The sequence below is a fragment of the Pseudomonas sp. FG86 genome (assembly GCF_057808775.1).
On sequence record NZ_JBMDIS010000016.1, the window covers coordinates 94,114 to 114,716 of the forward strand.

Genomic DNA, 20,603 nt, shown 5'->3' on the forward strand with positions numbered 1-20,603 from the left:
TCCGGTACCTATTGCTCAATGCCGGTGGCGGTGATCAGCGCCGGATAGTGAGTGATCCCCAGTCGCTGGGCCAGGTCGTTACCGGAAACCGGCGAAAGGGTCAGTTCGGGCACCAGACGCCGCAAGGCCTCCAGCCCATCCAGCGAAGCGACATTGACGACCAGTCCTACGGCACGGACCTGCCGTAGCGTCATATGCTTCTGCCGCAGCCAGGTCCGGGAACGCTCGTCATCGCCGATCAGAAATACCGGCGTGAGACCCGGTGCATGGATGGGGCGGGGCTGCACCGCGCCCGGTGACATGAGCGTCGACTGAACAGGCAACATGGCGGCTTCCGAACTTCCGGCCGCACCCACGATTAGTTGTGGCGGAGATGCCGGTGGCGGCGCGTCCGCCGCAACTGATTGTGGATTCAGCGCTTCGTAATACGACAGCGCAGAAACGCCACCACGGTCTTCGACCACAATCAGCGGTGTTGATATGGTCTGGGCCGAAGCGCACGCAATGGACAGCAGCCCGATGAGAGCAGCAACAGAACGATTCATGGTGGTGTGATCAGAGTGGAGGAAAGGGAGACATCTGGGCCCAGCACACGCAGCAGGTGCTGGTTCACGCTGCTCCGGTAGCGCGCGGCGGGTAGGCCACCGGCTGGCCGGTGATAACGTCCGATTGCAAGTCGCCAGTCCTCACCCGGAGTGTGTTGTTCGCGCAGGATGTCGGCGGCAACGGCCAGGTTCTGGTACGGGTCGAGCAGCTCACAGGGATGGGTGTAACGGTGCGCCTGGTAGCCGAGATTGATCTGGCCGAGTCCAGCGTCGAGACGGTCGGCTGGTGTCGTATTGAGGACCTGCTTTAGGCGGGTGCATGCCTCATCGCGCGAGGCATAGCGCTCCGATATGCCGGCGACATTGAGTGTCCAGGGCCAGGGAATCAAACGACCCTGTAATGATGTGCCGCTTTCCTGCAGGGCCACGGCGAACAGCACCGCCGATGGAACGCCTGCCCGCTGTGCGGCGATCTGATAGGCAGGTGGCGGAACTTCCTGAGCGAGCGCCACGTTCGCCCATGAGCTGACCGAAAGGCACAACGCTATGGCGCGTCGAAGCATGGCCGCATGTGCACCCAGGCCGGCCCAGTAATAAGGGGGTGCGGACCGATCTATTGCGGCTGCCATTGGCCGTTCACCTCGTGCACCACGGCCGGCAGGTTGCCTGGCAGTCCGAGCGACAGCCACCGCCCTGCATCGTGATTAAGCGTGATGGCGCGTGAACGCACTTTTTCGGGTTCAATGCCGGCGTGTGTCGCCCATTGACGAATTCGCATGTCGTCCTGACGGCTGCCGACCATGTAGATATCAAAGTCAGTGCCACCGGCCTGCAATTGTCGAACGCGCTGATCGCACGGCAGGCAATCTGCTTTGACAAACACCGCGATCCGGCCGGAACCGACATTCCCACCAGCGGTGTCTCTGGCACCGGGTAAGTTCACGCGCTGTTGCCCGGGAAACAGGCGCTTCCAAGCGGTATCGTAAGCCCGCTGATAAGCGAGCGTCTTGTCTACCCGCCGGGCTTCGGTTTGCACCTGGAGGGATGCGTAGCGATCACGTTCCTCATCGCTGCGAGCCTCGATGCCGAGTGCAGTGAGCGGGTCCAGATTCGGTGAATAGACACCCAGGGGGCCCTGCATCAGCTGCTGATAGCGCGCCCACTCATCTACGCGTAGACCCCAATCCCGAGCCTGGCGATCATCATGAGCCGCGTCGGTACTTGCCTGTGTCTGGCTCAGAACGTCACGGGAATTCGTCACGAGCGCTGATTGCGCCGATGCCGTGACCGCTGCGAATGTAAGGGCAGTGGCGCAGAGCGACCGAAATAACATGATGATCTCCTACGGCACCGCAACGCGCCGGATCTGTCCGTTCACACGGAACACGGCGTCATGTACATCGATGGATTCCAGTTGCCAGCCATCCTCGATATCGCCCAGGCGCAACAGGCGAATGTCTGCGAGGGTCGAAGAAACCGTCGACGCAACAGACAGAAACCGCTCCCCGCCACGCAGTTCTACCCCCATCAGGCGGAACGGCGGTCTCGCTGTTTTAGGCTGATGCACAATGGGTGCATGCCGTCGAACATCCGGCGCTGGTGAGACAAGCTGGTTCGCTTTATCCAGGCGGTTTTCCACCTCCCCGAGCCGCACCAGTAATGCTTGCAACGCGTTGGTGTGATCTGCGTCGTTGCGTGCTTGTTCAACGTGTAACAACCGTTGCTCAAGCGCTTGCTGAGCGAGATCGAAGTCTGTCTGAGTGATCGGCCTGGGCTGATGACTGACGGCATCGACTTTCTGCTCCAGGTCGGCCACGCGCGCTGTCAGTGCTTTGACCTGGCCATCGCGAGCGCTGGTTTGAGCTTCTTCAGCGAGACGTGACAGACCTACACTATTGATGATCGCCACCGCGCTGATGAGCAGTAGCCAAAATGCCGTAGTGATTTTCAGCCAGCGGATACGACCAGCCTGTCCGGCCGAGGTTTGGATAACTGTCATGATCGGGCCTCTTCAGAGGGGGCGAAGGACCTCTCGGCAGTGGTGGGCGATATGGCTCCTGCGGTGTTCGTGGAGTCCGGAAGAGGTGATGCGGATGTTGGATGACGGGTAAAGCACACCTGCCGCGCTGCGTCGTCGATGGACAGATCCCATGCCGGGCCAGCCAGAGTGAGCAAGGCGTCACGCAGGATGAGTGGACCTAAGTGCAGATGTGCCGCAGGCAGCGGTAGGTTATAGAGTGCTTTGGCCGTTGCGTTATCGCAGAGTCGATAGCCTGATCGAAGGAGCACGTGGTGCATGGCATCGCCTACGCTTGCATCAAGCGTGGGCGGAATCGAGATCTCAATGACTTGTTGGAGCAGATCGCGCTGAGAGAACTCTGGTACCAGTTCGATCAGGGTGTAGCGTCCATATCGTGCAACGGGCACGTACTCGTTTTCCGCGCTAGCGGTAACTGTGGGGGGCGATCCCGACACCACAGGCTGAAACGGCTGAGGCGAAGGCGTCGTTGCGCAGCCCGTAAGGAAACCAATACAGACTATTAAGGTTAAGGGCAGAGCGCCGCGAAAAGTTTGCAAGGGCAATGGCATCTGTCGATCCCCACGAAATCGTGAAGCAACACCATGGCCTGTTACGTGGGGCAAGACAGCCGACAAACCGAATGGACGTTCGACCGCGTTTCGGCCGACGCAGTCTTTCGTTAGGACGCGCGAAGTGATGCCATCCGCTGGGGAGGATCGTCCATAAAAAACGGCCCCAAAGGGACCGTCAAAAACACCAATACATCACTGTGCCAATTGTCGTGTCAGGGCTACCTAATCCAAGTCGTCGATCCGGTTGAGAACGTCGAACTCTGAGGCGGATACACTTCCCGTTGTACTCTATGACATCAATTTTTAGCGCTGCCCGATGGCTTGGGATGCATATTTATCAACCCCTGCGGGGCGCTGACATGCCATTGTGGTGGGAAGAGAAGACGGCGCACAGACGTTGGAGAATCAGTACTCCGACGGAAGCAACAGCGTGGTGACGCTGCGATCCCATTCAGTGATGATCCAGAGTTTCAGCTCTGGCGCGACCTGGTAGGACGAGAACAGCCGATCCTCACCGGACTGCAGCGCGGCGTCGTTCTGCTGCCGATCACTGTCGTCCAGATCGCCCCAGTCGCCACTGAGATGGCGACGCAGGTACGAATTGGGGTTGAACCGACCCTGGTGGACCAGTTCCTCAACCCCGGCGGTCATGACTAGAAGCCCGGTCGGAAACCGAGATGGGGCGATAACGCTGATGAAGAGTGCTGCGTGTGCCATGGTGATAGCTCCTGGAGAATGATGGGGCTACGGCACCCCACCGGGTGACTGAGCCCCAGTGGTTGGAAAGAGCGAAGACAACTGCTTACAGCCGATACGTTTGTCGCTTCGGTCAGTATTCGGTTGGCAGCAGGACATGAGTGGCGCTACGGTCCGCCTCGGTGTAGACGCAGATGCTCAGCTCCCGGGTGACCATGTAGAGCGATTCGAGGCGCGAACTGGATTTCAGAGCGGCATTGTTTTCTTGCCACTTGTGATCTGAGACATCACCCCAATCGCCGCGCGTATGACGCTGGAAAAACGGGATCGGGTCGAGCCGGCCTTCACGCATCAGCCGGTCAATACCCTCACTGAAAATCAATGCTCCGATCGAGAACAACACTCCACGACTGTGGTTATGAGTGATACGGGATGCCATGGATTTCTCCTTCATAGTGGATGGGGCCACAGCACCCAAGTGGGGTGACGAAACCCCGATAGGTGGATAACGACGGCGAGCCGTCTGTAAACAATGATCAGCGGATGACCAACTCCTCGACCTAGGTTGTGGAGTTCCGCTCGGCGAGGCTGATACCACCTCTTGAGGGTTGGAAAACGCATCACCAGAACGCGGTGTGATAGCTACGGCCCATACCCGAGATGGCTATGAGCCGCGCTGATCAGGCTTTCAGTTGCCGAAGACCATCTGCCAGTAACCACAACGCCCGATTGAGACGAACTGATTGGTCGATCCCCTGAACGGGCTTGGTACGCTGATGGCGACCATTAGTGGTACGACCAGACAGTCCTCCCTTGATGAGATTTTCCTGCACCCGGTTGAACGTCGACCACAGGTCTGAACGCTTGTCATCGAAGCGGCGCGGCATCAGTACTTGTCGCTCAGTAATCGGCAGCACCTTGTCCTGGCTGTCGTACTTGAGCATCAAGGCCGAACGGGCGAAAACCTCCGCCTCGCCATCGTCGAGTGTGATAGCCCGCATTGCTTCACGGGTGTTCTGCACTTGTTCGAAACCGCGCAGAACCTCATAAGCGCCTTCGATAACTTGTTCACTGACGTTACCCTTGTGATGTACACGCACATCGTTGAAGGTTTCGCCATATACCAGGCCGTTCTCGCAGATAAATCGAAACATGCCCGCCAACATTTGATAACTGCTGGTACCGTCGTGCGAGTTCAAGAGAATGATTTCATTCGCTTCCGCGCCATTGATCTGGCTGGCATGACGAAGGCGGATCATGTGTTTCGTGTACTCGCGACGGTCCTCCTGACGCACTCGGGTCTGACACACCATGAAGGGCGAGAACCCTTCTCTGCGCAGTTCGGCAAGTACGGAGGCTGTCGGTATATAGCTGTACCGTTCAGAACGACTTTCATGCGGTGTTTCCGCGAAGATTGAAGGGGCGATTGCTCGGATCTGATCATCGGAGAGCGGATGATCAGCACGCAGCATCGGGGAATGTGATGCAAAACGAGATGCAAGTTGCATGGCAAACTCCTTGAGAATTAAGCAGTCGGCAACGACTGGCGAGGGGCCAGGCGAGTACGAATGCATAGGACAAAAGTCCCCGGGGTTGGGGTTGAACGGCGATGGGCGAGGGGGCCATTTGCATGTCGGCAATGCCGATGCAGATGGATGCGCCATCGGTGCGATAGCCCGCTAATGGGGCGGTAAACGAAGGTCGCGGGTTATGAATTCGCGTGAGTCCGAGGTGGTACCTCGATCAGATAATGTCGCCGATACGTCAGCGCCTGTATGGCCTGTTTCGCTGACGCCAGGTTCGAACATTTATCAGGCCAGAATGGCCGGTGAGCGGCGACGTGCGTGATAGGTACGCACGCCTTCGCGCCACTCTTTAGATTGCTCGGGTGCCATATCCAGATAGGACAAAGGGCATGTGTAGTAATACGGATGCATTGACTCATCCAGCGGTTTGTAGCCCCATTGATCACCAGAACGGTGCAACAGGTCGCAACGGATATAGCAGTAGGATTCACCGATAGAAATCCCCGATTTGAAGTCAGCGGACTTGGCGAGAATTCGAACCACCGACCACAGCACATTGCCGCGTAGTGTGTGGGCGATGACCTCGGCGCGAAGTTGCTCGTTGTCGCACGGCGAGATCAGTTCTTGAATCAGGTCGTGGCGGGATTGCCGTGAGAAAAACCAGCCCATGAGGGTCTCCTTGAAAAATGAAGCCGGAGCCTTCCCCGACGGGGTGGAACCCCGGCGGGTGGTAGAATGTCGCGATGCGACGTGGTCAGGCAGCGGTGAAGTGCCAGTCCTGGGTCAGTGGCTCAAAGCAAGGCCTCTGGAGTGGGGCCTTGTGGATCAGAACGATTCGGCAACGGCCAGTGCGGGAGATTCTGCATCAGCAGCGGCAGCATCGACGGTCTCCCTGGGAGCGACCTGATCTTGAATCTCCGGCGAAGACGATTCAGCAACTTCGGGAGCTTGCGTGTCGCGGTTATCGCCATCGGTTGCCTTCGGCTCTGCCTTGTAGACGAGCTTGCCGTCAACCTTGATCCAATTGATAAACAGCAGGCGGGCTTTCAGACTCACGCCCTGTTCGCCGGCACGTTTCCCCTTGGAATAGGTGAAGGTGTCGGTCCATAAATCACCAAGGCGAAAGCCGATCACCACTTTCTTCTCAGCCTCGACGGCTTCGATGCAGCGACGAACGAGGTTTTGCGCTTCGGAGCCTGAGACACGCGTGTCGAAGCGCACATACGAGACGTTATCGCTGGGACCATTGAGTGCAGCAATATCGCAGGCTAGAAATCCATCGCCTTTCTTGGGTGTTACCTCGCGGATACGGTTGAGGTAACCGAGACCGGTGATGTGAAGGTCGAAGAAAGATTTATCGTTGGAAGTTGTCATGGTGAATCTCCTAAAGAAAAGATGCGGAGACACATCCGACCCTGACGGGAGGTGTGGAACCCCCGCGTGGGTTGATGAACAGGATCATGGCATCGCCATCGAAATCGATGGTCGCTCGCGCTTGGATGCCGGTGCGAGCTGGGGTGATCAACGCGTTAACAATCGCGTCGTAGCCTTGAGGATCTTGGCTACCTGGGCATGTCGCTGACGGGAAGTCAGCAGAGCATGGTGGCAGCGTGGCACGTAGGCAGGCTGTCTGCGACCAGGAATCGGCACATAGGGCATACCCTATTCCACTGATGTGTGAGCGGTGAAGAGGGTGACGCGCTTAAGTTTTCTGGCGTTTCCACCCGCCCATTGGCGCTGGCATTGATGGTGGATGACCGTAAGATCTATGGGTGAACACCGCGTATGTGGTCGATTGGCGCAGGCCCTGCGCAAAAGAAAGCCTCCAGAGAGGAGGCTTGGATGAGTGCTTCCACTGATCGATCTAGTTTGTGTCCAATAGTGGTTTTACTGCTTCAAGATACAGATGTGTGTTGGTGGCGCGGACAACAAGGTCATTGCTACTTTCCAGCAAACCAGAAAGCAGCGGGTCATTGATGTCGAGATATTCTCCGAAATCATCACCACCAAATTCGGAGCGAGCGAGCTCCCACCATTGATCAAAGTCGTCCTTATCTGGGTTACAACCGACCGTGTAAGCGAGCAGTGTTCGCTGACCCTGCTCATTCGAAACGCCAATCTCGGACATGATGTAAACCCCATGGTCCTTGACCAAAATGACACGGCAGCGGTTGGCCTTCGCTTCAGCCAATACCAAGCGAAGATCATTACCTACAAATCGCAGCATGATGAATACCTCTGATTGATGCGAGCAGGCGCCCCGACAGGGTGCTTGCCCTTGTCGGGTTAAGAGAAAACGTGAAAGACGCTTAAGAAGATGGAGAGCCATCAAGCCATACCGGGGAAGGCATTGGGCATGACATGTCTGCTCGATCGATTACTCTTCAAATTGCGGCAGATCGTCGAGTAACGGGGCGTCGGGATCGAACAACAGAAAGCGCGTGTCGGCCTGCGCTGCAAGATGCAGTACATGCTCCAAAGACTCGGGAACACCTGCCACCTGATGTTGGCGTCGTAACATTTCCGAGTCTGAGCCATCGACTACCCTCAGGTTGTCGTCGGTCCAAGGAGTAGAGAAGAGTTTGACGCCTACAACGGGGCTGTCTGGCATGCGAAACGCTTCCATCATCAGACCTGATGGTGTGGCGACGTCAGCCAGTGCACCGAGGTAGCTCATAGCCGCTTCGGTGATGTGGCTCGAACTGATTTCCCAGCATCGGCTGTAAAAACCGGTTTCGAACGCCAGTCGGCGGATGACCTTGTGTGCATCCTCTTCTGAATAGTGGTCACCGACATGGACGGGCTGTCCCATATCGTCGCTCAAAATGGCATAGATCACGGTAATGACAATGCCTTCGGTTTTGCACTGATCATCGAGTTCATCGCTGATCTGTTGACCTTCAATGATCAAGGCGAAGTCGCCGCAAAAGATGCAGGAGAATTGAGCGACTTGATCATCAGTCAGGTGTAACTGGCTGGCGTGGAGCGGCCGCCATACTGGTGAGCAACCGTTCTCGTAGCTGATGCAAAGGGTGCGAACGATACGTAGGTTCTGATATCCACGGATGAAGGGGTTTGGATGAGGGGACATGACGTTCTCCTTGAGAGGAAGACACGCCACACCCCGACGGGATATGGCTGCTTCCCGTGGGTTGAAATGAGAGCATCGACGCCATCTCGTGGCGGCGTCCGCACAGGCGATGCGATGCGAAGCGGACTGGTTCGGTCAGTGCGGCGAACCGCATCGCAGCCTTGAAGACCGGAGCTGCCTGGGTATGACGCTGACAACATCAGCAACATATGGACTTAGCTTCGAAGAGCGGTGAGGGCTTGTCGCGGAATAATCCGAACCCGCTGTAGGCCTCAATAAGTCATAGGCTTTCGTACTGGAGTGGTAGCGCTATGGTGTTCATGGACGCTCTCCTTGGTCTGTAATGTCTGGGTGGTTGTGGTGTGGCGGGTGTATAGGGAACGAGGCAAAGACCAATACGCCAAAGGCCCTAGGGCCTTTGGCTGTAGAAGAAGAGAACCACCTGTGGGCTGAAGCAGGATTCAGGCTGTCGTCAGAGCCTTTTTTGCATCAGCATTCACACCCGGCCCGTGTCGTGGCTGGGGCCGGAAACCTCTGGCACACATCCGCGCACAAAGGGAACCCGTTGTTTCACCGGTGGGCACCGGTGCCGAATACCGTCGACCTGAGAGGTCTCCTGGCAGCTCGTAGCGCTATACAAGGTCTGCAAGCGGTCAGGAGACCTCTCGTGATGAACGGAAGAGGGTCGATCAAGGGAATGCCTGGGAGCGCAACTCTTGGAGAAAATTGCCTTCACGCCCCCGTGGCCGCAAAGCTAGGCAGGGACGTGCGCACCGTTGCAGAAGGGAACGTGCGCTTGGGTCGCCCGCAGACGCGGGGCGGTTGCTTTACTACAGGAAAGTGGCTATCCGGACGGAGGTCAGGACACCTTGGGTGAGGCGCGCCGTTTACTCGGTTGTGAGCGTTTACTTGACGAAGCCTCGACTGGCAGCGTGCTTTTGCAATCAGGGTAGCGTGTGCATGACCAGAAGGCGCCGTTTTTGCCGGTACGCTGGCGCATCGATGCGCCACACAATGGACAGGCAGGCGCAGGCGGCAGTTTGATGGAAAGTGTTTGGCTGCGATGCTGTTTAATGAGTTGGGTCACCCAGGCTGCCTGCTTCTCAATGAAAGTTTCCAGCGTCATTTGGCCGGCCTCAATCATGTCCAGCGTCTGTTCCCAGATTGCCGTTGTGCCGGGATCGGCAATCGCCGCAGGGACCGTATCGATCAGTGTGAAGGCGGCCTCCGATGCGCGGATAGCGCGACCCTTTTTCATCAGATAACCACGGTCGAGTAAACCGTTGATGATGCCTGCACGAGTCGCCTCGGTGCCGATACCAGTGGTGTCCCTGAGCTTCTGTTTTAGGCGTGGGTCGGTAATCAGTTTGGCGACGGTCTTCATCGCTTTGACCAACTCGCCCTGGGTTAAAGGCTTCGGCGGTAATGTCTTTAGCGCCTTCAGATCCACATGCCCAACGCGGCCGTGCGTACCAATTGAGAGAGGTGGCAAAGTCTGGCTGCGCTGGGCAGGTTCATCGTCCGTAAACTCTGGACCGCTGTTGATCAGCGCAAGGCGCCATCCAAGGATTATTACCTGCTTGCCAGTGGCTCTCAGTGCCTGGTCGTTTGCCGAAAATGTAGCAGTCGTTCGGTCGAACTCGTGGAGGGGCATGAACTGTGCGAGATAGTTGGCTCGTATCAGGCCATATACGGCCTGCTCTTTCTCCGTCATGGCCGACAGTTTGATCGGCTCCAGCGTAGGGATGATTCCGTGGTGCGCGGTTATTTTGCTGTCATTCCACGCACGTGAGCGTTGGGTTCGATCAATCTGTCCGATCAAGGCGTGTAGGGTTGGGTCGGTTGCGAGTAAGGCATCCAGCACTGCAGGTACATCGGCCAGCATGCTCTCAGGAAGATAACCCGAATCCGTGCGAGGATAGGTAGTAGCCTTGTGGGTCTCGTATAGTGATTGAGTGATGTCCAGTGTTTCCTGCACGTCGAGACCTAACTGGCGCGAGCACACTTCCTGCAACGTGCCCAGATCAAACGGTAGCGGTGCGGCTTCGCGTACGCGCTCGGTCTCAACCGTCAGCAACTGCGCCTTAGGGCTCGTCCGAATTAGATCTGCCGCGTGTTGCGCAATTGGTTGCTGTAGACACCGTCCCGCTGCATCCGTGGTGTTAGCGGGTGGCACCCAATTCGCGGTGAAGGGGTGGCCAGCATGGGATAGCATCACGTCGACAGTCCAATACGGAACCGAGACAAATTGAGCAATCTCGCGATCGCGGTCTACCACCAAGCGCAATGTCGGCGTCTGTACACGGCCGACCGACAGAACGCCCTGGTAACCTGCTTGTCGGCCAAGCAACGTGAACAACCGACTAAGGTTCATGCCGATCAACCAGTCGGCGCGAGAACGAGCCAGCGCCGAGTAGTACATCGGCAGCGTTTCACTCGAAGGCCTAAGCGCGGCAAGGGCTTTACGGATCGAGGCATCGTTCAGTGCTGACAGCCAAAGACGCTGTACCGTGCCGCGATAACCACACAGGTCGAGAATCTCACGGGCGATCATCTCGCCCTCACGGTCCGCGTCGGTTGCGATCACCAGATCACTGGCCTGGCCGATCCACTGTTTTACGATCTTGAATTGCGCAGCGGTCTTGGTCTTGACCTCGACTCGCCAATGCTCGGGAATGATCGGAAGCTGTTCGATGGACCAGTGCTTGTATTGCTCGCCGTAACCCTCAGGCGGGATCGCCTCGACAAGATGTCCGATGCACCAGGTCACGACGATACCCAGACCGCTGTAGCATCCCGAGCCGCGTTGTTTGGCGCCCAGTACACGAGCGATGTCTTTGCCTTGAGACGGCTTTTCGCACAGATACACGCGCATGCAGCCTCCGGGGAAAAAGCGTGGTGTCCGTTGAATGAACACCAGCCTGTCCGCCGGGATAGGGTCAGGCAGCAAAGAAGAGGAACTTAATACACACCGGCTTGTTAATCGAAAAAACCGCGCTGCGGAGATGAAACCTCGAGAGAGATGGCATCACTGTTCAGCCGCGGCGGCAACCATGCTCGAGAGATGTAGACCCAGATGCTGCGTTACCTCTAGCACCTTTGGCGGTAAAAAGCGTAATTGCTTGAGATGGTGGTGATTTGCCATCATCTTGCTTGATGCCAGACAATCGGCACCGGCGCATACTTTTAGCGCTATACAACCAGCCTTGTGGGCCCGTAGCCCACCAACTCTGTTCTGACATCAAAGATGGAAAATTTCACATCAAGGCCGGAAGCATGAGGTGAAAGTGGAGGGGATATCGTTGAATGAAATAAACCACGACCTAGGCTATCGAGCTTTTCGGGACACCATACTTAAGGTATGCGATCCGAAGAAAGATAATGAGAGACAAGGGTGGAATCATGAGCCCTTGAACCCCATTGCTGGCCTGCGCGCTCACATCGCCGCCTATCAGAGTCATCTGTGCTTCTATGGCTGTAAAATGCTGCGTGAGAATCCCGAGCTAGAACATCATGTTCGCAAAGCCTTAGGCATATCTTCCCAGTTTCATCTTGTACCGACAAAGTGGGATATGGCGACCAATATAGGCCTCATATTTCTGCCAGATCGTTTCAGTGTCTATCGTGCTCGCCGTCTGCTTGGCATGGTAAAGCGCTTTGAAGGCCGTAAGTATCTCTTCGAGCACTTCATTCGACCATCATTTCCTGGGCAAACGAGCCAATGGCATTACAGCGCAACGTTTGACCATGTCATACGGCATTACGACGTGACACTACTGGGCGATGATCTGCGGAGGATCCAGCATCTGGATGTCGGTTTGGTCAACGCTGGAACGCAGCTGGGGTTGCGTACAGTAGCGGACATCATGAAGTTCCTGATGCCGAAAGGTTTTGGAGTCGATGGTGGGTTGATTCAGATCCTGGTGGAAGAGGAGGTGATACAAGCTCCGGAGGAAATGCAGTGGATCGCAGGGCGCAAGCGCGATTCCTATCAGCCTACGCTTGGAAATACTGATTTTTGTAAAGCGAGATTAATGATTCGCTTGTTATTGGCGAATGGTGTTTCACGCCGATTGGTCGCGGCGATTTACAAGTACAACATCGATTATTTTGACCCTGCGGGTCTCGAAGCCACTGTGCAGGTCTTGCGTGATGCCGGTATCGATGATGTCTCAACTGTGTTCGCTGCATCGGGTGAGTTGCTCTGGCGATCCTCCGCCGAGCGGTGGTTGTTCCTGACGCAGACGGTCGGGGTAAAGCGCGCAGAAGACGTGAGCCAGTTCAATCAGTCGCTGGAGGCGTATCGCAGCGTGTCATCTGAGATGGTTCTTGCGTTGAGGGATCTTGGCGCCGACGTGCCTGGGCTTGCCAGTTGCCAATCGATGTTGCTGGCCATCGCGCGCCACGAGGGCAGTCAACCTCCGGTAAAGGAAATGTATTTGTTGGCCTCCGCCAAGCATGGGTTGACGGTTGCGCAGATTGCCCAATGCGAGAAGTATCTGGACAGCGGGAACGATCTACCTGAATTCCTAGGCATTTTGTCAGCGCATGGTTTCGGTGATGCGGCCTCAGTAATGGCGTTCCAGAGATGCTATAGCGTTGTTGGAACAGCATCGCTTAAGCGGATGCTGACTATCGTTGGTGATCGTGGCCATAAAGTGCCGACTGAGGAAATTATTGACTGGGTACTGCTTGCCGGGAAAGGTGGATATTACAGTTCCTTCGAGTATCTGATAGCAGCGATAGACATGGTGGATATGAGTTCACTCCAACAGGCCGTCAAGCTGAGCCCACTCGGGCCTGCACTGCTGCGTTATCTGGTAGAACATCAAGGGCTGTTGACGCTGAAGGCGATTCGCGATTGGTACTCCAAAGATGCTAAAGGTATTCAGGGATATCGTGCGCGAGGAGAATATGGCGCGTTAGACATAATAATCCTCGACGATGCATTCGCACGAAAGAGCTTTAATCTTTTGGAGGGGAATCAAAGCTGTGTAGCCGACGCGCTGCATGAGCGGATCGTCGGTATTATCGGAAGATTCCCCTACGATGCAGACGAAGCGACGAAAGCTTCCTACAGATGCACGCAGAAAAATACCCTTCTGCAGGAGAGCGAGACCCTCCAATCGGCTTTGCCTTCGTTACTGCAGCGTACGGGCGGTATCCTATTGGGCAGTCTGCTCAAGGCCGCATGGAGCGGTCCCGCAGAGCTAACCGCACAGTTGAATCTCTTGTCTCCAATACTCAACGATTTGCTGGAGGGGCGCGGACCAACGAACAGTACTTTGAGTGAGCCGGAAGCCGACGCGATTGCCCTTGTGTACCGGACAACGGCGCACACGGTGACATCCACTTGGCCAAGCCTGGTTGGCCATGAACAGGATATCGCACACCTTTCTTTGCGCGGTTACTACCCCATGGCGTGGCATCAGGTGCACTGGCAGATAGCCGGGCTCTTGGATCGTCGGGGTTTGCGTGCACTTGTGAGTGCCGGAAAGTATGCGGAATTGATCTCCTCGCGCCGCAATGATGGTCAAGCACTCCTCTATAAACCACTCCTTTCCAAACGCTTGACCGAGCCCTCTGCGGATATCACTACCTTAGTGCACCACTTGGGAGTGCTATTGGCCGTTGCGGGGGAGGATTCAGTGGTCGCCGAATGGCGAAGCAAAGGTTTCGAAGATCTCTTACAAGTTGATGAGGAAAGCTTCCTGGCTTACCAGTATGTGAAGAACTTGCAGACACTTTTTGAGACATCCTTGCCTGATGCGTTGGACGCAGTTCTTGATCAGTTGCCTCGAAGGTTTACTAAAGAGGAGGCAGCACTCCTGGCAGCACGTCTGGATAGAGAGGCTGCTCGGACATCGGGAGCAGACGGTCATACCCAACTCCGCGTGGCACTGATAAACACGCGCACGCGGGTGGTCGCTGTTTACGGAAAATGGGCCAAACGAGAGCTGGCGAAGTTCAGGCGCGACAGGGAGGAAGAAGAGAAGATCACATCTGTCTCGGCTGTTGTCACAAAACACCCTGCAGCTTTCTTTGCCAAAGAAACTGCCAAGCTTTGTACGCGTCACAACACCGAAATGTGGCGTGAATCACGACATTCACATCTGGTGGTTTTTGATCCGGCAGGCAAGTGCATCGTCGGTATGGCCATGCTTTATGTGGAAGTGCTGTCAAGGATAAACCCCGATGTACCGAGCTTAGTAATCCGAGCGATAAATCCCACGATCGAGGCGATGGCGAGCTACTCGGTTTCTTCAATGGTCGATGCGTTTTTTCAGGTAGCGATCCAGATCGCTGTAGATAACGGTTTAGCGTGTGTGGCTTTCCCCACGGATGCTGGCATGCATTTGTTGTCGAATCATCAAACAGTAGAAAAAGACATCATTACCCGTTTCGTGAGTCGATCTTCACCGGCACATCCGCTTCATCGCTATTGGGATACACGTGCGGGAGGATCGTCACGACACGCGCAACCAGTCCGGTGGGATGTCCCATTTGAGGCCTATGAGCAAGGCCAGAATAAGGTCAATACTTTGTATGTGATCTGGCAAGGTGAACCCCTCCTGCAGGCCAGTGAATTATCACATCAATATTTAGAGGTCTCATAGGTAGTTGCTAAGGAAAGTGGAAGCCTGCAAAGCTGTTCTGAGAGTGATTGAGGTGCAATGAAATCACGGCCTATAGGCTCTGGTGAATAGCCCAGTTGAGACCGTTCCGCTCATTCCAGCGCGCCATTTCAGGTAGTCATCAACATGAAGAAAACCAGCGGCGGCCGCATTGCGCTCCAGCGTCCATGCGGTTTCGCCGGGATGGATCAAGGCCTGGATATCTGTGGAAAAACCGGTCACAGCATTGGTGGATGATCCCCTTTGACGCTCGTCGTCCGGCTCGACATTGTCGAGCCCATAGTTTTCGAAATCGCCCTCGTATCCATCATACTGGTCCTGTTCCCAAGGTTTCGCGGCCCACATGAAGTGGAGCTGCTCGTCGGTCAGTCCCTCGTGCATCAGATAGCACAGTGCGTCTGGGTGAATCTCATCGAACGGCACATCGAACAGAGCTGAAAAGCGTCGCCGCGCGGCATTTTCGCTATCAAGCTGAACCTGGTCAGATTGCTCCATTTCAGCCCAATATGCGGCTTCCTCGTTGATTTGGATCTGCGTTGCTGCACCCCGTTTCGATTCAGCGCGAAGTTGCCCCGCGATGAGCTTCTGATCGGCTTCGGCGCGTGCCAGGATATCCGGCCAGTCAGGTGCAGGAAGGCAGGTGCCAGCTCCGCCCAAAAGGATGTTCTGCCTTTCGATGAAAGCCATATTTTCGTCAGGAACTGAACCGACGATAACAGGGTCATTGCTGACGTCCTCAATGGCCGGCGGGAGATCGCGTTTCTCTCGGCCACTGCCAGCACGGTCGACCAGATAGCGTTCCCGCCAAGCCTCTCCGCGTGCGCGTTTCCCGTCGCCCTCAATGCTCATGGTGTACTTCATCAGCCACATATGCATATAGCGTTGCCGCTGCTCGCTATGACGCAGGGCCAAGTCATGGAAGCGCTGATAGAATGCTTCGTCGTGGGCGCAATCGAGGCTGTCTCCTTGGTGGGCGACCTCATGCTCGACGAGGGTAAAGATATAGGCTGCGGTTCTAATAGGACTGGATTTGAGCCGTCGCACGATAGTGGCGTCGACCGCGATATAGTTGTTGCCGTCGGTCCAGGCCTCAGCAATATTAGATTTACCAAGAAGGATGTGGAACGCTTTGCCGTCATGCGCACGGCCCCCATACGAAGGTTGGCCACCGGTGCATAATGCTGCGTAGTGATGCAGGCACCAACGTAAAGCGATCCATGCACGCCGCGTTTCGCGATCAAGTGCGTCTTTCTCGGTCACGATACTGGTTCTATCGATGAACGCATCGCGTAGGGTTGAGAAGGCGATCAACACCGGTGTGTGAAGACCATTCAAGCCCCAGAACCGTGTGCCGTTTTGAGTCACATAGTGGTGCAGATTGGCAATGATCCGAGTGATGCTGTCCAGGAAATCCTGTGCGTTGTAGCAGCCGAAGCGGTCCAGTGTGTGAGGGTGAACAATCACGGCGATTCCTTCCCGTGCGATGGCCTCGCCCTTGGGTACGTCGAAGGCATTTTCCACGACCGCAAACCGACCTCCCTGCTGTTTGTTGTGGCTATAACGGCATTTGCGCAGGAAGTCCCCCAGCGTTATATGTCGCTTGCCTGGCAGCAGTGTGACGACTTCCTCACTTGAGTAGATTTGGACAATGTTCGCGTCGCCCGAAAGTAGGGCCCTGGCGGACTTTTCACGGCGGGCCTCGGTCTTGCGATGCTCACCCAGGCGGGAGGCCATTTGATCAGCCATCAGACCGAATTGTTTGGCGATTGATTTCCACGCTGGGCAGGTCTTGCGCAGGATTTCAGTGCGAGATACGTTCAGGCTAATCGCTTTTTTGGAAACGATAAGACCACCCGCTCCCCACATGTGAGCGGGATCGTGACGCACGAGTACACCCTGATTGTAGATGGACACGGCCCCATCCACTTTCACGCGATACCACGCAAACTCATCCTCGAAATCCCACTGTTCGGTGCGTGGTTCGCGGGTGATGCAGTGACCATTCAGTTCGACGATGACAGGCGTGTAGCGCACCAGGTCACGAACCTCCTGAATCGCCGACATGAGTTCGGCATCGCTCAACACTTCGTACCAATTTCCAGAGATAGCGCAGCCCTGCAGGTGGACCTGCTGCTCCTCAAGATCATAGTGATAGCCCATTGCACGAGTATCGACGGTCATCATCCAGGTGTTGGAATGCCAGACTGTCGTTGCATGAGCCATGATCTGACCGCGTCCGAGACGAAAACGGCCATAGGTCACGTCACCTTCATCGTGCGGGGTTCCAAATCGACCGAAGTATCGGACCACGTCAGTCTTGCTGGTAAACCCTTGACCGTCATCGCTGCATGTGAAGCCGTTACGCGTCAGTGAAAGGCATACGGTGCTGGCTTTAGCGTCGACAGAGTTCATCAGCAACTCGATGATCGCTTTACCGATGGAGCCGGCCTGACTGTAGATAATGTGATGAATGATCTGCGGATCGAGCTCAAATGGCAGTCGCATAAGTCCTCCTTTCAATGTGAGGTCAAGACACGTTGTTCGCTGAATGCAATCCTCGAAAACATGGTCCTCGGCTGGCTAATCAGTTTCGGACGTGGCATCGCTGCTGATGACGTAACTGGTGAGGCAAATGGTTTTCGACTGGGAGCGGCTGGATATGAGGTCATTGATGCCGGGGATGGTCGGCCTTGTCGAAAACCTAATCGAACCGGTGTAAGCCCGTATTTCGCGTGAGTGAGGAGATGACTTGCAGCAGGGAGACTGTGCGTGACAGTGAACGATGGAATGTATAACGTTTGATGCTATCGCTCTATCCAGCCAGCAGTGAGCCAAAGGAACGTCAGAAAACCTATAGGCACCATCACAATCGAGCGGGCTGAGTGACGTAGTGAAACCGAGAAGAAGTTGCCATAGCTGTGGCTTCACTTCATCAGTGCACACTACCGTGTGATGACTGATCGAGGAGGAGGGCAGATCCACTGCGGTGGTGGCAATCTTGCAATAAGCGTGTGTAGTGGGAACGAGTAATGGCGAAGACGTTAACAGATGCATACCTGGTGTTGCTGTTATGCGCAACGATACATGGCACGGATGAAGCCGTGCGTGGTGCTGCGAAGCGCTGTGCGAAAACGTTGCCCAGGAGCAAGCGAGATATGATGTTCCAGATTGCCAATAGTGAAAAGCCACTGGAATTGGTATTTCGCATTGCCGAGAATCTCGACTGACAGCCACTGGAAACAGAGGATATCTCGTTGATCCATGCTGATGTGTTGGGAACAAGGCATCGGGTTGGTTTTCCAGGAGCGTCGCCATGGGCCTCGGCTGGTAGCCCTCAGTGGACCTCGGTGGAAATACACGGCGTGATGCGACGGATGCACTCAAGCTCCACCTGTAACCAAGTCCTGCAGATGCTCGCTGTGGGCAGTCCGTTTAGCGACACCTGTATGTAAGCTGAGATTGAAGTGACCCATGCTGCACGATGAACAACTGACAGCCGCCGCAGCCTCTCAACATGCAGCCATGGGGGAATGAACTATACGTTTTCAGCCGGCTCGGTGGACGTAGGTTTAGCCCCAAGTACAACGGCCTCGATGCGATACGGCAGGATGCCAACGCGACGGGCTTCGATCTTGAAAGTGACACGTTCGTTCTCGTCCGCATCCTCCCAGTCGTCCTTCACCGCACGACCTTCGACCAACACACGCATGCCTTTCTGGTACAGCGTCGCCCAGTGTTCTGAATCGCGGTGCCACATTTCGACCGGCGCCCAGAAGCCGCCCCTGTCCTCAAAACCGTCCTTCACCGGCACGGGGTTATCGAAGTAGACGTTCAGGCGCAGCAGCCTGCGTGGTTCGTTGTTCCCATTGGGGAAGGACCGGAATTCTGGCGCAGAACCGATGTTGCCCTCGCCGTAGAAATGCGTGCTCATGAGTGTGACTCCTGGGGGTTGGTGGCGTGGACACGCCGTTGGTAAGCCCTCTCGGCATGGGCCAACTTGCTGGTGCACTCCGAGGTTTGGCGGACGATGCTGTGAGTGAGGCTGATCTGCAGGTTCAGCACGATGCGCTGCACCTCGATGGCGTAGAGGTCGTCGATCAGCGATGTCGGTGTGCCGGGGCTGGCAAGCAGCTCTTCCCACAAAGCAGTGCCCATGCGCGAGCGATCAAGGTTGCGCCAGCGCAGAAAGGTCGTGCCTGCGCCGGTGGTTTGCTGGGCCAGTTGCACGGGAAGGAGGTTGAAGGGGTGACTGCGGGCCTGCGCCAGCACCTTGCGCTGCGCCAGTCCGATCAGATCGTCCCGCAGTGCTTCGCACTGGCTGGCCCAGGTCGCAAGCTCCCCATTACCTTTAAAAGGCTTTAAAAGGCCTTTTAGGTAGCCTGCGTGTTCCAGCCTCTGGAAGTCCGCCTGTTCCAGTGCCAAGAAACGGTTGGATGCGGTCATGCTGGGTGGTCCTCGCCGTCCAACAACACGGAAGAGTCGTCGCCCAGAGGCCCCTCGGCAGATACGGTTGGCTCAGCCGCGTCGGGTTCACCGGCTGGCGCAACCTCTGAAACCGTCGGCGTGCCTGGAGCGGATGCCAGAGCAGGGCGACGGAGAAGCGGCGGTGCAAAGCGTGAACGGCGCGTGCCTTCCAGCACGTCCTGCGGCAGTTCACCGTATTTCTCCAGGGCGGCACGCGCCGCGGCGTTGTTTGCGGCGAAATCATCGCGCTTCGTACCGGAGTAGCGGTACTGCTGCGCCAGGCTGAAAAGACTGCGCAGCGTATGTGCGCCTTCATTGAGCCAGCGTTCCAGGGTACTGCGGTCGATCAGAGCGGTGTGATGCGCCAAGATCAGGCGCCGGGCCAGGTCGTCGTAGTCGGCCAGCAGATAGACCGCCATGAAGCCGAGTTGCGAGGCCACGAACAGGGGCAGCTTTACCGGCTGGACGTTGAGGTTCTCGCCCAGACTGAGTGCCGCCGGCACATCGGCCAGCGCCTGATCAATCTGTTCGCGTAAGGCCTGAAGTTGTTTTTTGGTGACGCTGAGCTTGTCCTCAATGCGCAGCATCCACCAGTCGGAGTACGGATCATCCTGCTCGGAGCCGCGTTTGAGCTTGGTCATGATGGCGACAAAACCGTTGAGCCCGACAATGCCGGGCTTGCCCTCGGAGGGCGCGCGTCCATGCCAGATACGGGACGCATGATGGGTATGCAGCGTCAGCGACATCGCGCTGCGCAGTGACCCAAGGTTCAACTGCAGGGAAGATTCGGGTTCGGTGGCCATCGTGACGAATCTCGGTGAGGAAACGAGTCGCCAGCATCGGCATTGGCCGGAAGGGTGTCAGTCATCAAACCGCACCGCATGAACGCCTGTTTGTGAATTCGCACTGCCGCAGTGGAATCTTGCACCTCCCTGCGGATGAGAGGGTGGCGTGAGGCATTCTGCGTCCGTTGCCCGCCACCGTTGCCGGAAGGCAGTGTGTTCAACTATACCAGTGGTATAGGCGACGGTGGCCTTCGGTGGACTCTTCAGGC

The 20,603-nt window shown here is 56.3% G+C and carries 19 protein-coding genes; 2 read left to right on the forward strand and 17 right to left on the reverse strand.

The features are described 5' to 3' along the window. Positions 1–8: 8 nt before the first annotated feature. The 13 genes from ACODSV_RS13390 to ACODSV_RS13450 form a co-directional block, all read right to left on the reverse strand. Positions 9–545, reverse strand: coding sequence for an integrating conjugative element protein (locus ACODSV_RS13390; protein WP_489045651.1), 537 nt, complete (start codon positions 543–545; stop codon positions 9–11). Beyond that, positions 542–1,108, reverse strand: coding sequence for a lysozyme family protein (locus ACODSV_RS13395; protein WP_489045653.1), 567 nt, complete (start codon positions 1,106–1,108; stop codon positions 542–544). The genes ACODSV_RS13390 and ACODSV_RS13395 overlap by 4 nt, the downstream gene beginning before the upstream one ends. A 50-nt stretch (positions 1,109–1,158) precedes the next feature. Then, complete coding sequence (locus ACODSV_RS13400; RefSeq protein ID WP_489045655.1) at positions 1,159–1,878, reverse strand: TIGR03759 family integrating conjugative element protein; 720 nt, start codon at positions 1,876–1,878, stop codon at positions 1,159–1,161. Positions 1,879–1,887: 9 nt separating this feature from the next. After that, entirely contained in the window at positions 1,888–2,544 is a 657-nt protein-coding gene (locus ACODSV_RS13405; RefSeq protein WP_489045657.1) for a hypothetical protein, read from the reverse strand. Then, positions 2,541–3,134 (reverse strand): PFGI-1 class ICE element type IV pilus protein PilL2, encoded by a 594-nt coding sequence (gene pilL2, locus ACODSV_RS13410; RefSeq protein WP_489045659.1) that lies wholly within the window; start codon positions 3,132–3,134, stop codon positions 2,541–2,543. The genes ACODSV_RS13405 and pilL2 overlap by 4 nt, the downstream gene beginning before the upstream one ends. Before the next feature lie 408 nt (positions 3,135–3,542). Next, positions 3,543–3,788, reverse strand: coding sequence for a plasmid related protein (locus ACODSV_RS13415; protein WP_489045691.1), 246 nt, complete (start codon positions 3,786–3,788; stop codon positions 3,543–3,545). A 178-nt stretch (positions 3,789–3,966) separates the two neighbouring features. Next, entirely contained in the window at positions 3,967–4,272 is a 306-nt protein-coding gene (locus ACODSV_RS13420; RefSeq protein ID WP_489045661.1) for a hypothetical protein, read from the reverse strand. A gap of 241 nt (positions 4,273–4,513) precedes the next feature. Beyond that, positions 4,514–5,341, reverse strand: a complete 828-nt coding sequence (locus ACODSV_RS13425; protein WP_489045663.1) for a DUF932 domain-containing protein — start codon at positions 5,339–5,341, stop codon at positions 4,514–4,516. 303 nt (positions 5,342–5,644) lie between these two features. Continuing rightward, the gene (locus ACODSV_RS13430) at positions 5,645–6,028 is read right to left on the reverse strand and encodes a hypothetical protein (protein WP_489045665.1); all 384 of its coding nucleotides are present in this window, start codon (positions 6,026–6,028) and stop codon (positions 5,645–5,647) included. Between the two features lie 156 nt (positions 6,029–6,184). Continuing rightward, positions 6,185–6,733 (reverse strand): STY4534 family ICE replication protein, encoded by a 549-nt coding sequence (locus tag ACODSV_RS13435; protein WP_489045667.1) that lies wholly within the window; start codon positions 6,731–6,733, stop codon positions 6,185–6,187. A gap of 490 nt (positions 6,734–7,223) precedes the next feature. Beyond that, positions 7,224–7,586 (reverse strand): DUF3085 domain-containing protein, encoded by a 363-nt coding sequence (locus ACODSV_RS13440; RefSeq protein WP_489045669.1) that lies wholly within the window; start codon positions 7,584–7,586, stop codon positions 7,224–7,226. A gap of 150 nt (positions 7,587–7,736) precedes the next feature. After that, a complete protein-coding gene (locus ACODSV_RS13445) occupies positions 7,737–8,450 on the reverse strand; it encodes a DUF5983 family protein (protein ID WP_489045671.1) in 714 nt (237 codons plus the stop codon). Between the two features lie 859 nt (positions 8,451–9,309). Further along, on the reverse strand, positions 9,310–11,325 hold the full coding sequence (locus tag ACODSV_RS13450; RefSeq protein ID WP_489045673.1) for a DNA topoisomerase III: 2,016 nt from the start codon (positions 11,323–11,325) through the stop codon (positions 9,310–9,312). 535 nt (positions 11,326–11,860) lie between these two features. On the opposite strand from ACODSV_RS13450, the gene ACODSV_RS13455 reads away from it, so the two are divergent. Beyond that, a complete protein-coding gene (locus tag ACODSV_RS13455) occupies positions 11,861–15,067 on the forward strand; it encodes a hypothetical protein (protein WP_489045675.1) in 3,207 nt (1,068 codons plus the stop codon). A 63-nt stretch (positions 15,068–15,130) separates the two neighbouring features. Here the strand turns inward: ACODSV_RS13455 and ACODSV_RS13460 are convergent, their stop codons facing one another. Next, on the reverse strand, positions 15,131–17,590 hold the full coding sequence (locus ACODSV_RS13460) for an ATP-binding protein (protein WP_489045677.1): 2,460 nt from the start codon (positions 17,588–17,590) through the stop codon (positions 15,131–15,133). Positions 17,591–18,114: 524 nt separating this feature from the next. Between ACODSV_RS13460 and ACODSV_RS13465 the strand changes: the two genes are divergently transcribed. After that, positions 18,115–18,312, forward strand: a complete 198-nt coding sequence (locus ACODSV_RS13465) for a DUF7740 domain-containing protein (protein ID WP_489045679.1) — start codon at positions 18,115–18,117, stop codon at positions 18,310–18,312. Between the two features lie 308 nt (positions 18,313–18,620). Here the strand turns inward: ACODSV_RS13465 and ACODSV_RS13470 are convergent, their stop codons facing one another. From ACODSV_RS13470 to ACODSV_RS13480, 3 genes are read right to left on the reverse strand one after another with little or no spacing between them, the layout of a single operon-like run. Next, positions 18,621–19,016 (reverse strand): single-stranded DNA-binding protein, encoded by a 396-nt coding sequence (locus tag ACODSV_RS13470; RefSeq protein WP_489045681.1) that lies wholly within the window; start codon positions 19,014–19,016, stop codon positions 18,621–18,623. After that, positions 19,013–19,528: a DUF3158 family protein gene (locus tag ACODSV_RS13475; protein WP_489045683.1), complete on the reverse strand. Its 516-nt coding sequence runs from the start codon at positions 19,526–19,528 to the stop codon at positions 19,013–19,015. The genes ACODSV_RS13470 and ACODSV_RS13475 overlap by 4 nt, the downstream gene beginning before the upstream one ends. Next, the gene (locus ACODSV_RS13480; RefSeq protein ID WP_489045685.1) at positions 19,525–20,352 is read right to left on the reverse strand and encodes a PFL_4669 family integrating conjugative element protein; all 828 of its coding nucleotides are present in this window, start codon (positions 20,350–20,352) and stop codon (positions 19,525–19,527) included. Before ACODSV_RS13480 ends, ACODSV_RS13475 begins: the two co-directional genes overlap by 4 nt. Between the last annotated feature and the right edge of the window lie 251 nt (positions 20,353–20,603).

Coding starts and splice junctions, on each gene's coding strand:
- ACODSV_RS13435 (WP_489045667.1), bottom strand. CDS start 6,733: ATGACAACTTCCAACGATAAATCTTTCTTCGACCTTCACATCACCGGT.
- ACODSV_RS13475 (WP_489045683.1), bottom strand. CDS start 19,528: ATGACCGCATCCAACCGTTTCTTGGCACTGGAACAGGCGGACTTCCAG.
- ACODSV_RS13440 (WP_489045669.1), bottom strand. CDS start 7,586: ATGCTGCGATTTGTAGGTAATGATCTTCGCTTGGTATTGGCTGAAGCG.
- ACODSV_RS13445 (WP_489045671.1), bottom strand. CDS start 8,450: ATGTCCCCTCATCCAAACCCCTTCATCCGTGGATATCAGAACCTACGT.
- ACODSV_RS13450 (WP_489045673.1), bottom strand. CDS start 11,325: ATGCGCGTGTATCTGTGCGAAAAGCCGTCTCAAGGCAAAGACATCGCT.
- ACODSV_RS13405 (WP_489045657.1), bottom strand. CDS start 2,544: ATGACAGTTATCCAAACCTCGGCCGGACAGGCTGGTCGTATCCGCTGG.
- ACODSV_RS13415 (WP_489045691.1), bottom strand. CDS start 3,788: ATGACCGCCGGGGTTGAGGAACTGGTCCACCAGGGTCGGTTCAACCCC.
- ACODSV_RS13390 (WP_489045651.1), bottom strand. CDS start 545: ATGAATCGTTCTGTTGCTGCTCTCATCGGGCTGCTGTCCATTGCGTGC.
- ACODSV_RS13395 (WP_489045653.1), bottom strand. CDS start 1,108: ATGCTTCGACGCGCCATAGCGTTGTGCCTTTCGGTCAGCTCATGGGCG.
- ACODSV_RS13430 (WP_489045665.1), bottom strand. CDS start 6,028: ATGGGCTGGTTTTTCTCACGGCAATCCCGCCACGACCTGATTCAAGAA.
- ACODSV_RS13425 (WP_489045663.1), bottom strand. CDS start 5,341: ATGCAACTTGCATCTCGTTTTGCATCACATTCCCCGATGCTGCGTGCT.
- ACODSV_RS13465 (WP_489045679.1), top strand. CDS start 18,115: ATGGCGAAGACGTTAACAGATGCATACCTGGTGTTGCTGTTATGCGCA.
- ACODSV_RS13400 (WP_489045655.1), bottom strand. CDS start 1,878: ATGTTATTTCGGTCGCTCTGCGCCACTGCCCTTACATTCGCAGCGGTC.
- ACODSV_RS13420 (WP_489045661.1), bottom strand. CDS start 4,272: ATGGCATCCCGTATCACTCATAACCACAGTCGTGGAGTGTTGTTCTCG.
- ACODSV_RS13460 (WP_489045677.1), bottom strand. CDS start 17,590: ATGCGACTGCCATTTGAGCTCGATCCGCAGATCATTCATCACATTATC.
- ACODSV_RS13470 (WP_489045681.1), bottom strand. CDS start 19,016: ATGAGCACGCATTTCTACGGCGAGGGCAACATCGGTTCTGCGCCAGAA.
- pilL2 (WP_489045659.1), bottom strand. CDS start 3,134: ATGCCATTGCCCTTGCAAACTTTTCGCGGCGCTCTGCCCTTAACCTTA.
- ACODSV_RS13480 (WP_489045685.1), bottom strand. CDS start 20,352: ATGGCCACCGAACCCGAATCTTCCCTGCAGTTGAACCTTGGGTCACTG.